Consider the following 14,117-nt stretch of genomic DNA (forward strand, 5'->3'; position numbering starts at 1 on the left):
CATCCCCGAGCCCATGAATACGGCTTCCGGAGATTAATGCGCGATGCCATTCAGGCGTTTTTTTAAGCAATAATCGGCTGAACATTACCTTCCAGTTGGGCCGGCACTATCGATCATGGAAGGTGGAGATATATCCAGTGACTGGTTTTAGCGATAAACAGTCCCTGTTCCTTGACTCAGGATCAAAGGCGGACGTTGCCAGAGGGTTCAAGTCATTCAAGACACCTGTCGCAATCCCATATCCGTGCCGCTGGCACAGGGACTTCCTGATACAAGCCACATTAGACCCGGCGATTGAGGCGATCAACCCGCACGTATGTGGACCACATGAACGCTTTTCTATCGCAGTAAGCACGAAGTCATCGACCCATGTACTGATAGCAGTCCGAGATCGATCAAGACTTTTAGATGAAAACCCGCACTCTACACTAAATCTGATCACGAGATCGTTTGTACTTGCCGAGCCTCGCTGCTCGACGGCCCGATCGATCTGGGCAGCGCGTGCAACGCAGGTCGCGCCGCGCGATCGCATCAACATTCTACGACAGCTTGGAGAGCAATCTGACAGCATCAGCTTGGCTGCCTCTCCATCGCGAGGTCCGTGGGATCTGTAACGTGAAGCGCGATGCGACGGCAGGCGGCGGCTGCGCGGGCGATCCGATCGTCCGCGATCTTAGCCTCAAGCGGGATGCTTCCGCTCTTGCAGAACGCCCTGAATAATTCGGCGAGCCACGGGTGGGAGATCGTTCGGGCTTCCGCCCCGATCGCCAGCCAGGCAAGACGACGGCGAGTGCAGGGGTAATAGGGAGCATTCCCGGATCCGGGTACGACCTCCTGGCATCCCGGGCACCGATGAGTGAGGCCGACCGCGCAGGCGAGGCACAACCTCGGATTGGCCATGATAATATGTCGGCGGCCACAGACTTCGCAGATAGCACTCATCGCCGCTGTGCCGCCTCCGTGAACGCGAATGACCTCTCTCAGCCAATGCGAAGGAGCCGAGGGCTTCGCGCATTCTGTTCACTTTCTGTTCTACATCAAGGTCGGACGCTGCTCGAGGCCGGCCCCGATCAAGGGGGGTGTGGATAACGGGGATGAATGCATCAGCGTCTAGCGCGAATGCCGAGTATATGCTGCGACTTAGCCACCGGTTTCGGTACTCGATCAGCGCGCGACGACACGGCCAAATCGATCGACCCCCTCGCAGTCTGAGGCCCGGGAACGCGCCGTCTGCAAAATCCGCATTGGCAATCAGCAGAGGAGACTTCTGCGCCTCTACGTAGCAGGCGCGCAGTTGCCAAGCGACGCTTGTTCTTGTTTTGTTCAAGGTGTAAATAGGAGGTCACGTGAACGCGGGTCCAGCGCCTGCACGTTCGAGTTGGACGTGGGAGAAGCGAGAGACAGGGGCTCGATCGTATCGTCTGGGTTGTCAGCGTCCTTGCGCCCAGCCAATCTCGGCCGCAGTGAACGACACCTGAGGTCGTCGCATTCGCCGCCGGGAGGACAGGTGACAAACACCATTATCCGCGTCGCGATCCACGACCTGACCAAAACCCAGGGGGCTTTCGTCGTAAAACACGGGAAAAGCGATCTGAAAGTTACTCAGACCATGCAACGCGTGATCGACGACCTGACTAATCTCTACGCCAAGCGAACCTCCAAATCTTACGGCAAATTCGCGGTCGATGAAGATCGTCTACCCACCAAAAAGCATCTTCGCGCCTACCTGGACGTCAAGCCCAGCGATTTCACGACGTTGACGCACAAGATGATGGAAACGCTCAAAGCTCAGGCTGGCTACAAGGGCGCGGCCACAGGTGGCCACGTCTTCTTCGCCCAATTCGAGCGCGAAGAACGGCAGTACCTCCTCATCGCGATCGTCAACGAGAAGCTCGGGGCGTCGATGACGAGCGACCTCGATGTTCGCGATGTCCGCCACCTCGACATGGATGGATTTCGGTTCGCGGGCCGCATCAACATGACCGGCTGGGACAGTGGCGAGGAGCGCTACATCGGCTTCCTGAAGGGCAAGCGGGAAGTCTCCGAGTACTTCAAGGAGTTCCTTGGCTGTGATCTCACGGTCGAGAACCGACGTGACACGACCGATCTCGTCCAGGCCTTGATGGCGTTCGCCACCGATGAAGCTATGGACACGTCGGTCAAGGATGACTTCCTCGCCCGCGCAAAAGCCATCTGCGAGCGGTCGGCCAAGGCCCAGGAGGAACTCAGCTTCGAGGCTCTCGCCAACGAATTGAGCCCGCAGGATCCCGAGAGGCTCATGACGGCTCTGGCCAATCCGGATCTTCGCCTCAACGATGGGTTCGTGCCCGATCGCCGAGCCCTCGGATCGCTCGTCAAATTCAAGGGCAAGACTCCAACCTGGAGCATCGAGTTCAACCGAGACGCGATCACCCGCGGAAACGTGCGGTTCAACGCTGAGGACAACACCCTCACGTTGTCGGGCCTGCCAGAGGATCTCAAAGCGCAGTTGCGTGCCGAGTACAGCCAAGATGGCTAGGATCACGTTCGACCAGCTGACCCTGCTGTATCGTCATATCGCCTTCGATCAGAACAGCGATCAGGGAAGGCTGTCGATTGCGACCTCCGAAGTCCTGGAGGTCATCCAACTCATCGAAGATGACCAGGATGTCGCCGCCGATGCGGACATCGCTGTGGTTGAGGACGTCGACGCGCTTCGCGTTGGCCAAATCGTATCAGTCCGCGTTGGCCCCCCGCGGACTGCGCTCGGGCCCCTGGTTCGTGACTTCGACGGATTGTTGGATACGCCGGATGCGCGGGTCAAAGAGCCACGCGCTTATTTCGTCATCGACGGCGGTATCACTCCGGACATCGCCCCCTGCCCCGAGCGCTTGGGGACCTATCGCAAGGTCCTTGAGGTCACGAAGCTCGTCGGCGAAGCGGCGGCTTATGTCGATCAATCCAAAAGGGAATTGATCTTCATCAAGGATGGCAAGTTCAGCGTTCCGCTGGCGTATACGGCCGCCGACTTGGACCGTGTGAGCGTCTCCGACGCCGACGCCATTCTCAATGCCTGCGCCGACGAAATTCACAGAGATCAGAAACTCGCGATCCTCGCCGAAGCGGTCATCGGCATCTGTGCGTCTCAGCCGGTTGTCGGTCGATTTCGACACCTCATCGCGAACCTCGGCGCGGTGAACGAGGAGGTCCGCAACGGCTACAAGCTGTTCGCGTCCAGCTTCTCCTACTCGAAGATCCGCAACGAGATCGAAGCCGCGCGCATCGATTATCTCAACAAGATCCACAAAACGATCATCGATATCCAAACCCAATTGCTCGGCATCCCCGTCGCGACTGTTATCGTCGCCTCGCAGCTGAAAGTCGCATCGGCCTGCGGCGTCGAGTTCTGGACCAACTTCGCCGTCGTCGTAGGGGCGTGGATCTTCGTCGCGCTCTTGGCGATCGCCATCGGAAATCAGTGGGCGACCCTCGCGTCCATCTCCGACGATATCGCGCGCCAAAAAACCAAGTTCCAACGGGACTTTGCGGCAGTCAGCGATCAGTTCGATACGATCTTCGTCACCCTTGCCGGTCGCATAAAATGGCAGCGGCGGTTTCTGGGGTTTGTTGGAGTGCTCGCAGTCGTCGGCGCAGCGGTAGCCACGTTCGTCGCGTATCGAGTGACCAACGTTCCGTACATGAGCTGTTGGTCGGGTGAGCTTTCGGCGTCGGCAGCGACCCCAGTCCCGGCGGCCGCGACGCCTGCCCAAAGAAATCCGACACTAGGCGTGCCGGACAAGCTTCAAGAAAAGTCGGCGGCACCTCAGCCAAGCCCGGCTCCTAGCGCAGCACCGCCATTTCCGTCACCAGACCCACCCAAGGTTCCTCCGACAACGTCACTGCAGCCAGAATCGCCTGGAAACGCCGGCCGGTGATCGAGCCAGACGGCTTTGCGTTGGGCGTTTGGTACCCATGGGACAGGATTGGGGCGCGGCTTTTTGGGGGCGATATAATGGCCCTATGCCGACGCCCCCTGTGAGAGGTTCAGTTTCACCCGACTTTATTTACTCGCATGTTTCACTCGACTAATTATTTCACCCGACTTTATTTTTTCACCCAACTTCATTCGCCGGACACAACAGGGCGTGCGCGAAGGCGCGGCTATTCCACCGTTACCGACTTGGCCAGATTCCGCGGCTGGTCCACGTCTTTCCCCATGAACACCGCCGTGTGGTAGGCGAGCAGCTGGATCGGCACCGCGTAGACGATCGGCGCCACCGTGGCGTCGAGCGCCGGCATGGTGAAAGTCGCCATCGTCTCCAGCCCGTGCTCCGCCGCGCCCTTGGCGTCGCCGATCAAGACGATCCGGCCGCCGCGGGCGGCGACCTCCTGCATATTCGAGACCGTTTTCTCGAACACCGCGTCGTGCGGCGCGATCACGATCACCGGCACGCTCTCGTCGATCAGTGCGATCGGCCCATGCTTCAGCTCGCCCGCCGCATAGCCCTCGGCGTGGATGTAGCTGATCTCCTTGAGCTTCAGCGCGCCTTCCAGCGCCATCGGGTAGCTGGTTCCGCGACCGAGATAGAGCACGTCCCGCGCCTTCGCGACCTCGCGGGCGAGACCTTCGATCGCGCTCTCCTGGGTCAGCGCCTCCGCCATCAGGCCCGGCGCCTTGATCAGAGCGTCGACCAAGCGCCGCTCGCCCGCCGCGTCGAGGGTGCCGCGTGCCCGGCCGGCCGCGATGGCGAGGCAGAGCAGGACCGTGAGCTGGCAGGAGAACGCCTTCGTTGAAGCGACGCCGATCTCCGGCCCGGCCAGCGTCGGCATCACGACGGAGGATTCCCGTGCGATGGTCGAGGTCGGCACGTTGACCACGCTCAGCGTGTGCTGGCCCTGGGATTTCGCGTAGCGCAGCGACGCCAGCGTGTCGGCGGTCTCGCCCGATTGCGAGATCACCAGAGTCAGCCCGTCCCGCTCCAGGGGCGCCTCGCGGTAGCGGGCCTCCGAGGCGACGTCGATATCGACCGGCAGCCGCGCCACCTGCTCGAACCAGTACCGGGCGACGAGGCCCGCATAATAGGCGGTGCCGCAGGCGGTGATGGTGATGCGGCTGAGCTTGGCGAAGTCGAAGGGCAGCGGCTCGGGCAGCATCACCCGCCCCTGTGCCATGTCGACGTAATGGGCCAGCGTGCGGCCCACCACCTCGGGCTGCTCGTGGATCTCCTTGGCCATGAAGTGGCGATACTCGCCCTTGTCGATCCGGTAGGCCTGCGTGGCGATCTTCTGGCGCGGGCGCTCGACCGTGGTGCCCGACGCGTCGCGGATCTCGGCGCCGTTCCGGGTCAGGATCGCCCAGTCGCCCTCGTCGAGATACGTGATGGCGTCGGTGAACGGGGCGAGCGCCAGGGCGTCCGAGCCGAGATAGGTCTCGCCCTCGCCGAAGCCGACCGCGAGCGGCGCGCCGTGGCGGGCGCCGATCAGCAGATTCTCCTCGCCGGCGAAGATGAAGCCCAGCGCGAAGGCACCACGGAGCCGCGGCAGGGCGGCCGCCACCGCCTCGACGGGTGCCATTCGCCGGTCCATGTTCCGGCTGACGAGCTGGGCGACGACCTCGGTGTCGGTCTCGGTCTCGAACACGATGCCGTCGGCTTCAAGCTCCTGCTTCAGTTCGCGAAAGTTCTCGATGATGCCGTTGTGCACGACCGCGAGCCGCTTGGTGGCGTGCGGATGGGCGTTGGTCTCGTTCGGCCGGCCGTGCGTGGCCCAGCGGGTGTGGCCGATGCCGATCGTGCCGGCGAGCGGCTCCTGGACGAGACGCGCCTCCAGGTTGACGAGCTTGCCCGAGGCCCGGCGCCGCTCCAGGCGGCCGTGCTCCAGGGTGGCGATGCCGGCGGAATCGTAGCCGCGGTACTCGAGCCGCCGGAGGGCTTCGATCACCTGCCCCGCCACCGCGTCGCGCCCGACGATGCCGACGATGCCGCACATGGGATGTCTCTCGCTTTGACGCCCGGGTGGCCGCGCGCGGACGCGCCGCGCAAGGTCCGGGCCGTTCGCTCAGGCCTTAGCCGAGCGTGGCTTGTACCGGATCAGGGCCGCGCAGGGCCAGCCCCGGCCGAATCGAGGCTGTCGCGGCAGCGGTCCCGCTACGAGGGCGTGGTCCCGCGTGCGGCGATGGTCGGGTTCCGGCTCGACCAGTAACCGGCCAGGACCGAGCCCGACAGGTTGTGCCACACGGAGAAGACCGCCCCCGGCAGGGCGGCCAGCGGCGAGAAATAGAGCTTGCCCAAGGCCGCCGCGAGGCCGGAATTCTGCATGCCGACCTCCAGAGCCAGCGTACGGCAGGTGCCCTCGTCGAAGCCGAGCAGGCGCCCGCTCCAGTAGCCGCAGACCAAGCCAGCGCCGTTGTGCAGCACCACCGCCAGCAGCACGAGCGGCCCGACCGCGGCGATGCTCGCCCGGCTCCCGGCCACGACGGCGCCGATGATCAGCAGGATGGCGACCATCGACACGGCGGGCAGAGCGCGCTCAAGGCGCCCGACGAGCCGCGGTGCGAGTCGGTTGAGCGCCAGCCCCAGGGCCACCGGTGCGGCCACGATCTCCACGAGGCTGGCCAGCAGCCCCGCCACATCGACCGGCACGGCGGCGTCGACGTAGAAGCGCACCAGGAGTGGCGTCGCCACGAGGCCCACCAGCGTCGAGGCCGTGGCGATGGTCACCGACAGGGCGACATCGCCGCCGGCGATGTAGACCATCAGCGTTGAACTCGTGCCGCTGGCGACGCTGCCGACCAGCACCATGCCGGTCGTGAGCTCCGTACCCATCCCGAGGGCATGGGCGATGGCCCAGGCGGCAGCCGGCATCACGAGGTAATGCACGACGACGCCGGCCGCGACCGGCGCGGGCCGGGCCAGGATCCGACCGAAATCCGCGGGCGTCAGCGTCACGCCGAGGGCGAACATGATCACGGCCAGCAGGGCGGCGACGTGCGGGAGCACTGGGAGGAATACGCCCGGCGCGCCATAGGCGACGGCCGCGGCCAGGACGGCGCAGACGGGAAACAGGCGGTTGAGCAGCATCGTGCGGGTCGGGATCCGGGAACGCGGCGGCCGTGTCCCAGTTGGGCCGACGCGCGTCAAGCGCAGGCGTGCCCGCGGGCATCGCTGTTGGTTTGAGCCTCTCCCTGCTGTCGGCGCGTCGGCCGTTTCCCTGAGTAACCAACCGAAGGGTGTCTTTTCGGACAAGCGCATGGCCGGTCGCACGGTTGGCTTGAGCCGGATGCTGAATGGCCGCTAAGGGTGGATTGGAGCCGGTCGGCTTCTGAGCGGCTTTGCCATGAAGCGGACGTCGTTTCCGCCCGCGCTTCCAGCCTAAGGCGGGCAACGGGGACGTCCGCTTCCATGCGAACCTCAGGCGTTAGTGAGCGCCCAAGGACGCATAGCCTCTGGGCCGATGATGTCGGGCGGCGGTTTGAAGTCACGTGCCGCGCCCCGCATCGCCTCGGCGCCACGCCGGAAGCCGCTGCGGCGGCGATAATCGCGTCGGACTTTCTCAGACGGAGCGAGCGGCGCGTCCGAGAGGCTCCGTGCACAGATCACATCGACGGCGGTGACGCCGGCCAGAGCCACCAGAGCGATCAGCACATTGTCCTTTCGGGGGTTGTGGCCCTCCAACCCAGGCAGCACCGTGACGATATCGAGCGCGTCCCCGGCCACGCGTGCCGAGATCCAAGGGGTTGGATCGCTTGCACCTAAGATCCCGACCCCTTGCAGGATCTCGCGCACGCCGTACGCTTGGATGATTGCTGCTGAGCGCGGCATCCCGAGCCAGCGTGCGATGGCGCCGCCGCACGCCACTTCCGTCAACCCGAGGCCGATCGAGAACCAACCTAAGCCTTGGGCAAGTTCTCTGGTTGTGGGATCCGGCCTTCGGCGCGGATCTGATACGAGATAGCTCGGCAACTCTGAGCGATCAGGAGCGCCGCTCCGGCGGCGTTGAGACATGGTCTCGGACATGCTGATTTCCTCGCTGCAGCAGGGATGGCCAAGTGAGCAGGCCCGCCGTAGCGCGACGGGCCGCCGAACCTCTCAGGGTCTGAGCACAACCTTGATGCAGTTGTCCCTCTTGTCGCGGAACGTCTTGTACATCTCGGGCCCTTGTTCGAGCTTGGCCCGGTGAGTGATGACGAAGGAGGGGTCGATCTGACCGTCGGCGATGCGTTTGACGAGGTCGTCGGTCCAACGGTTCACGTGGGTCTGCCCCGTGCGGATGGTCAGTCCCTTGTTCATGAGGGCTCCCATCGGCACCTTGTCGATGAGCCCGCCATAAACGCCCGGGATCGAGAGGATGCCGGCGGGACGGCAGACGTAGATCATCTCGCGCAGCACTGAAGCGCGGTCGCTCTCCAGCATCACCGCCTGCTTGACGCGGTCGTAGGCATGTTCGAGCGCGCGCGGCGAATGTGCCTCCATACCGACCGCATCGATGCACTTCTCCGGGCCCTTGCCGCCCGTGAGTTCGTTCAGACGCTCGACCGTGCTTTCCTGGCTATTGTCGACTGTGATCGCACCGCCAGCGCGCGCCATCTCCAGGCGCTCGGGCACGCTGTCGATGCAGACCACCTGCTTCGCCCCGAGCAGCAGCGCGGAGCGCAGCGTCATCTGGCCGACGGGACCAGCGCCCCAGATCGCGACCGTATCGGTTGGCTGGATATCGGCCTGCACCGCCGCCTGCCAGCCGGTGGGAAAGATGTCGCCGAGGAACAGCACCTGCTCGTCGCTCAGGTTCTCCGGCACCTTGATGTGCGTCTTGTCGGCAAACGGCACGCGGACGTACTCGGCCTGCCCGCCCTGATACCCGCCGGTGAGATGAGTGTACCCGAACAGTCCTGCGGTGGTGTGCCCGAAGGCTTTGTCGGCAATATCCTTGTTGCGGTTCGAGCGTTCGCAGACCGAGAAGAAGCCGCGCTTACACTGGTCGCACTCGCCACAGATGATTGTGAACGGCACGACGATGCGCTCGCCCTTCCTGAGCGCACCGTTGACGCCTTTGCCGGTCTCGACGACTTCGCCCATGAACTCGTGGCCCATGACGTCGCCCTTCTCCATGCCGGGCATGAAGTGGTCGTAGAGGTGCAGGTCCGAGCCGCAGATTGCGCAGGCGGTGACCTTGATGATGGCGTCGCGGTCATGCTCGATTTTGGGGTCCGGGACCGTATCGCAGCGGATGTCCTCAGTGCCATGCCAAACCAGCGCTCTCATGGAACACCTCCTAACATGTATAAATTTTTCTAACCCCCGGATTTCAGCTCCACTTGTCGGAAGCAGCTTCGGCTTGGAAAGTTTCATGTTCGAACTGCAATAAATCCGAACTCGATGACACTCACTTCGGCGTGTCACCTTGGCCATGATGCCATGCATCAATGGATTTTGCGCGTTGTACAAATTGCCGGCAACCAAATTTGACAAAACTATTTAGGGGGTATGGCCAATAGCTGCCAAGCTGGTCTGGTGCTGTGAAGGAAGACGGCCTGTTCGAAGCGGGCTAGCGCTGAGGATACCTGCTTCGGCGCATGCTTCGACGACCAGCGGCTGCCGTTGAAGGCCAAAAGTAGAGCGTCCGCCTCAGCACGAGAGGCCAAGCCCAGTTTCCGCCCGAGCCGAAGCCATTGGAGATCTGACGAACGGCTGCTTCGGAGAATTGCCGACAGCAGTCCAGACGGCTGGGTTGGGTCGTAACCGGCCGCCGTACGATCAAGCCGCTGGGGAGCAGCCCCCGGATCCCCGCGCCTCAACGCCCCCCGCGCAAGGCCTTCTCGGCGAGCAGCGCCGCCCGCTTCAGCTTGGCCCAGCCGGGCTTCACCGCCTGCCGGCCGCGGGCGACCGCCATGGCGTCCGCGGGAACGTCGTCGGTGATGACCGAGCCGGACGCCACGTAGGCCCCCTCCCCTACGGTCACCGGCGCAACCAGCGCGGCGTTCGAGCCGATAAACGCCTGGGCGCCGATCGTGGTGCGGTGCTTGAGCACCCCGTCGTAATTGCAAGTGATCGTGCCGGCGCCGATATTGGCCTTCGCGCCGATGTCGGCGTCACCGAGATAGGTCAGGTGCGCCGCCTTGGCGCCGGCCCCCATCCGGGCATTCTTCAGCTCGACGAAGTTGCCGAGTTCGGCGCCGGTCTCCAACACCGCATGGCCTCGCAGGCGCACGAACGGCCCGATCCGGACGCCCGCCTTCAGCTCGGTCTCGGTGAGATGGGCGAAGGACCGCACGGTGCAGCTGTCGCCGATCCGCACGCCCGGGCCGAACACCACGTTGGGCTCCACCATCACGTCGCGCCCGAGCATCGTGTCGTAGCTCAGGAACACCGTTTCAGGGGCGATCAGGGTGGCGCCGCCCAGCATGGCGTTGCGCCGGAGCCGGCCCTGAATCGCCGCTTCGGCGACGCTGAGCTGCACCCGGTCGTTGACGCCCTGCGCCTCCGACTCGTCCACCGGCACGACGGTGACCGACAGGCCGTCCGCCACCGCGAGCGCCACCGCATCCGGCAGGTAGTATTCGCCCGCGGCGTTGTCGTTGCCGATGCGGGTGAGCAGCGACAGGGCATGCCGCCCGGACAGCGCCATCAGCCCGGCATTGCACAGGGTGACGGCCCGTTCCGCCGCGCTCGCATCCTTCTCCTCGCGGATCGCCAGGACCCGGCTACCCTCGGTCAGTACGCGCCCGTACCCAGCGGGCGACGGGCTCTCGAAGGCCAGAACCGCGATGGCCGCACCCTCGGCCAGCGGCGCGCGCAGCCTCAGCAAGGTCTCGGCGGTGACGAGCGGCGTGTCGCCGAACGCAATGACCACGTCGTCGTCGGGATCGGCGAGCACGTCGCGGGCCGCCAGCACCGCGTGGGCGGTGCCCAGACGATCGGCCTGCGGGAAGATCTGCGCGCCGGGGGCGGCCTTCGCGATCTCGGCGGCGACATCGTCGCGTCCGGGCTCGGCCACAACGGCGATCCGCCCGGCGCCGGCCGCCTGCACGGCGGCCAGGACATGGCCGAGCATGCTCCGGCCGGCGATCCGGTGGAGCACCTTCGGCAGATCCGAACGCATCCGCGTGCCCTTCCCGGCCGCGAGCACGATGGCGGTGAGGCTGCGCGGGGGCGTTCCGGTCGGAGTCATCGCGGGTCCAGGCGTCGTCAGGGCGCGCCACGGATGGGCCGGACCGGCGCGCCGCGCAAGCCCGGCCGTTGGCTCAGCGCAGGGCCAGGGCGGCGTGGTGGCCCGAGCCGTGGGCGAAATGCTCCCGGCGGCGTTCGATCGAACTCGGGATCCGGAGGGATTCCCGATATTTGGCCACGGTTCGCCGGGCGATGTCGACGCCCTCGCCGCGCAGCTTCTGCACGAGCGCATCGTCGGACAGCACGTCGTTCGGCGTCTCGCCGTCGACCAGTTGCTTGATCCGATGGCGCACGGCCTCCGAGGAATGAGCCGCCGCGCCGGCGGCCCCCGGGATCGCCGCGGTGAAGAAGTATTTCATCTCCAGCGTGCCGCGGCTGGTGCCGATCGCCTTGTTGGAGGTGACCCGCGAGACGGTCGATTCGTGCATGCCGATCGCCTCCGCCACCGTCTTCAGATTGAGCGGACGCAGATGCGTCACGCCGTACACGAAGAACCCGTCCTGCTGGCGGACGATCTCGGTGGCGACCTTCAGGATCGTGCGGGCGCGCTGCTCCAGGGAGCGGGTCAGCCAATTGGCGTTCTGCAAAGCCTCCGACAGGAAGGCCTTGTCGCCATCGGCGTTCGCCCCGCGCACCACCCGGGCGTAATAGCTCTGGTTGACGAGGACCCGCGGCAGGGCCTCGCTGTTCAGCTCGACCAGCCAGGAGCCGTCCGACGCCGCGCGCACGAACACGTCGGGGATCAGCACCTCCGCGGCGTGCGAGCCGAACGCCCGGCCGGGCTTCGGATCGAGCCGGCGGATCTCGCCCAGCATGTCGACGAGATCCTCGTCGTCCACGCCGCAGAGGCGGCGCAGCCCGGCGAAATCGCGCTTGGCCACGAGATCGAGGCGCGAGACCAGCGCCTGCATGGCCGGGTCGAACCGGTCGCGCTCGCGCAGCTGGATCGTGAGACATTCGGCCAGGTCGCGGGCGGCGACGCCGGGCGGATCGAACGCCTGTACCAGGGTCAGGACCCGCGCCACGGTCTCGGGCTCGGCGCCGAGGCGCTCGGCCACGCCTTCGACCGTTTCGCGCAGGTATCCCGCCTCGTCCACCGCATCGATCAGGAAGCCGCCGATCAGCCGCTCCATGGGGTTGCGCGTGGCGAGATCGAGCTGGCCGGCGAGATAGTCCCGCAGGGAGGTCTCCGCCGTCAGGGTGGCTTCGAAATCCGGGGCCTCCGCGTCGAAGCTGCCGCCGCTGCTGCCGTAGGGTGGCGGCGTGAGCGAGAGCATGTCGCCGCCGCCGATCTCCCGCGCCTGGAGCGGCGCGTCGTCTGGAAAGACGTTGTCGAGGCGCGTGTCGAAATCGCCCTCGATCTCGCCGCGGCTCGGATTAAGCTCGTTCGACAGCCATGAGTCGGGCTCGGCGGTCTCGAAGCCGTCGCCCGCTCCATCCTCGGCGTAGGCCGGTTCGGCTGCTTCGCCGGCGCCGGTCGGCTCGGGCTCGGCCCGTTCGAGGAGGGGGTTTCGCTCCAGTTCGGCCTCGACATAGGCGGCGAGGTCGAGCTGCGAGAGTTGGAGAAGTTTGATCGCTTGCAGGAGCTGCGGCGTCATCACCAGGGCCTGGCCCTGACGCACTTCCAGCCGTTGCACCAAACTCATACGAGGCCCCGATGCCCTTCCAGCGCGGTTAGCCGGCCACCGCCGAGTGCGTGGCGGCATGAATCTTGCTTGAGTTAGTTTCTCATCTGTAGACCGATCGCGGCCGAACGTCAAAGCGTGTGCACGGCCGGGCGCTGCCGCCATGAGTCTCGGGGCTCGGCGCGTGGCGGAACAGACTGTTCCGCCCGTGTCTCCGGCACCCTAGAGGCTTTCGTTTAAGGAAGTTTGGCGCGGTTTTTCCGGCGTCGAACGCTCCGTTCCGCTGAGGTTATCCCCACTCGATTGCAGCGGAAATCGTTTGATCGCGGATGCAGTGACGGCGTGACACGCGATCCGCCTGCACGCATGAACCGACTGCTGCCGCAGAACGGGGCCGTCAGCTCACGGCGGCAGGTCTCGTCCGGCGAGAGTCTCCGGGCCTGATTGCGCGCCGTGCGGACCGCATCGAGAAACGATCGACCGTCCCGTCGGCTCGGTGCTGATCGCGACCGCACTTGTTCTCCCGCATACGGATTTCGGCGCTGTCGGTCGACGCATCCGCGTGCCGGCCGACCGTCACTGGGGGGCAATCGCCCTGGAGGACGCGGGCTGGTCCTACGGTCCCGCGGAGGCCGGGTACGGCTGCCAGATGCGGCCGTTCACCAACCGCAGTTCGGAACAGGCGGCTGCGCCTTCGCCAAAGCCGACTTCTCGATCTGCACCATGGCGCCCCAGGCGTATTTCTGCGCGTGGGGCGTGACGTTGGCGAAAAGGCAGCCGAGCTGAAAATGGGTCGCGCCCATCTCGCCCGAGAAGGCCATGCAGTCGACGAAGGTCCAGGTCGTGGGGACCGGGGTCATCGAGCGCCAGCGCGGCATCGCAACCGGCGAACAGACTTTCACGGCGCCGGTCGACGCGTCCGCATTGAGGGCGTCCCCAGGCGCCTGGGCCGCCGCGGACCCCAGGGTCAGGGCGAGCGGGAACAGCGCAGCACAGGCGCGGAGTTGGCCGTATCGCATCATGGGGTCAGTGCATCGTCCGCCAGAGTGTCGCGAGGATCGCGAAGCCGACGAGATTATAGAGGATCGCCAACAGCCAGACACCCAGGATCGCGCGGCTCGGCTGCCGCGGCCGCTGCCGGCCGAGGCGCAGGCGGTTGCGATCCTCGGGCGTCGGCCAGATCGCGTTCTTGGGCGCCCGGAGCAGGCGCGTCAGCGTCTCGGGCAGGTGCGGGCCGGGCGGTCGCTCGCCGTTCATGACGGCCTCGGATGCGGCGATGGGCGGACCGCGGTCGCGGCCCGTGCCCGGCTTCTACAGGGGGCCGCCCCGGTGCGGCAATGCAGCCCGC

General features: G+C 65.5%; 10 protein-coding genes. 2 read left to right on the plus strand and 8 right to left on the minus strand.

Annotated elements, in window-relative coordinates; all coding sequences use genetic code 11:
* Window positions 1-1,507 precede the first annotated feature (1,507 nt).
* Window positions 1,508-2,518 carry a nucleoid-associated protein gene (locus OXS49_RS14320; RefSeq protein WP_267425099.1) on the plus strand — a complete coding sequence of 337 codons (1,011 nt, stop codon included), beginning with the start codon at window positions 1,508-1,510 and terminating at the stop codon, window positions 2,516-2,518.
* A complete protein-coding gene (locus OXS49_RS14325; RefSeq protein WP_267425100.1) occupies window positions 2,511-3,914 on the plus strand; it encodes a hypothetical protein in 1,404 nt (467 codons plus the stop codon). Before OXS49_RS14320 ends, OXS49_RS14325 begins: the two co-directional genes overlap by 8 nt.
* A 226-nt stretch (window positions 3,915-4,140) precedes the next feature.
* On the opposite strand, the gene glmS is transcribed toward OXS49_RS14325, so the two are convergent.
* From glmS to OXS49_RS14365, 8 genes are all read right to left on the minus strand, one after another.
* The gene (gene glmS, locus OXS49_RS14330; protein ID WP_267425101.1) at window positions 4,141-5,967 is read right to left on the minus strand and encodes a glutamine--fructose-6-phosphate transaminase (isomerizing); all 1,827 of its coding nucleotides are present in this window, start codon (window positions 5,965-5,967) and stop codon (window positions 4,141-4,143) included.
* Window positions 5,968-6,125: 158 nt separating this feature from the next.
* Complete coding sequence (locus tag OXS49_RS14335; protein WP_267425103.1) at window positions 6,126-7,058, minus strand: bile acid:sodium symporter family protein; 933 nt, start codon at window positions 7,056-7,058, stop codon at window positions 6,126-6,128.
* A 330-nt stretch (window positions 7,059-7,388) separates the two neighbouring features.
* Window positions 7,389-7,994 (minus strand): cyclase dehydrase, encoded by a 606-nt coding sequence (locus OXS49_RS14340; protein WP_267425105.1) that lies wholly within the window; start codon window positions 7,992-7,994, stop codon window positions 7,389-7,391.
* A 72-nt stretch (window positions 7,995-8,066) separates the two neighbouring features.
* On the minus strand, window positions 8,067-9,239 hold the full coding sequence (locus OXS49_RS14345) for a zinc-dependent alcohol dehydrogenase (protein WP_244007981.1): 1,173 nt from the start codon (window positions 9,237-9,239) through the stop codon (window positions 8,067-8,069).
* 529 nt (window positions 9,240-9,768) lie between these two features.
* Window positions 9,769-11,145 carry a bifunctional UDP-N-acetylglucosamine diphosphorylase/glucosamine-1-phosphate N-acetyltransferase GlmU gene (gene glmU / locus OXS49_RS14350; RefSeq protein WP_267425109.1) on the minus strand — a complete coding sequence of 459 codons (1,377 nt, stop codon included), beginning with the start codon at window positions 11,143-11,145 and terminating at the stop codon, window positions 9,769-9,771.
* Window positions 11,146-11,218: 73 nt separating this feature from the next.
* A complete protein-coding gene (gene rpoN, locus OXS49_RS14355) occupies window positions 11,219-12,790 on the minus strand; it encodes an RNA polymerase factor sigma-54 (protein ID WP_267425110.1) in 1,572 nt (523 codons plus the stop codon).
* Between the two features lie 638 nt (window positions 12,791-13,428).
* The gene (locus tag OXS49_RS14360) at window positions 13,429-13,791 is read right to left on the minus strand and encodes a hypothetical protein (RefSeq protein WP_244007975.1); all 363 of its coding nucleotides are present in this window, start codon (window positions 13,789-13,791) and stop codon (window positions 13,429-13,431) included.
* 4 nt (window positions 13,792-13,795) lie between these two features.
* Complete coding sequence (locus tag OXS49_RS14365) at window positions 13,796-14,026, minus strand: hypothetical protein (protein ID WP_267425111.1); 231 nt, start codon at window positions 14,024-14,026, stop codon at window positions 13,796-13,798.
* Between the last annotated feature and the right edge of the window lie 91 nt (window positions 14,027-14,117).

The sequence above is a fragment of the Methylobacterium sp. GC_Met_2 genome (genome assembly GCF_026540795.1).
GTDB lineage: Bacteria > Pseudomonadota > Alphaproteobacteria > Rhizobiales > Beijerinckiaceae > Methylobacterium.

Coding starts and splice junctions, on each gene's coding strand:
- OXS49_RS14335 (WP_267425103.1), bottom strand. CDS start 7,058: ATGCTGCTCAACCGCCTGTTTCCCGTCTGCGCCGTCCTGGCCGCGGCC.
- OXS49_RS14360 (WP_244007975.1), bottom strand. CDS start 13,791: ATGATGCGATACGGCCAACTCCGCGCCTGTGCTGCGCTGTTCCCGCTC.
- OXS49_RS14345 (WP_244007981.1), bottom strand. CDS start 9,239: ATGAGAGCGCTGGTTTGGCATGGCACTGAGGACATCCGCTGCGATACG.
- rpoN (WP_267425110.1), bottom strand. CDS start 12,790: ATGAGTTTGGTGCAACGGCTGGAAGTGCGTCAGGGCCAGGCCCTGGTG.
- OXS49_RS14340 (WP_267425105.1), bottom strand. CDS start 7,994: ATGTCCGAGACCATGTCTCAACGCCGCCGGAGCGGCGCTCCTGATCGC.
- glmS (WP_267425101.1), bottom strand. CDS start 5,967: ATGTGCGGCATCGTCGGCATCGTCGGGCGCGACGCGGTGGCGGGGCAG.
- glmU (WP_267425109.1), bottom strand. CDS start 11,145: ATGACTCCGACCGGAACGCCCCCGCGCAGCCTCACCGCCATCGTGCTC.
- OXS49_RS14325 (WP_267425100.1), top strand. CDS start 2,511: ATGGCTAGGATCACGTTCGACCAGCTGACCCTGCTGTATCGTCATATC.
- OXS49_RS14365 (WP_267425111.1), bottom strand. CDS start 14,026: ATGAACGGCGAGCGACCGCCCGGCCCGCACCTGCCCGAGACGCTGACG.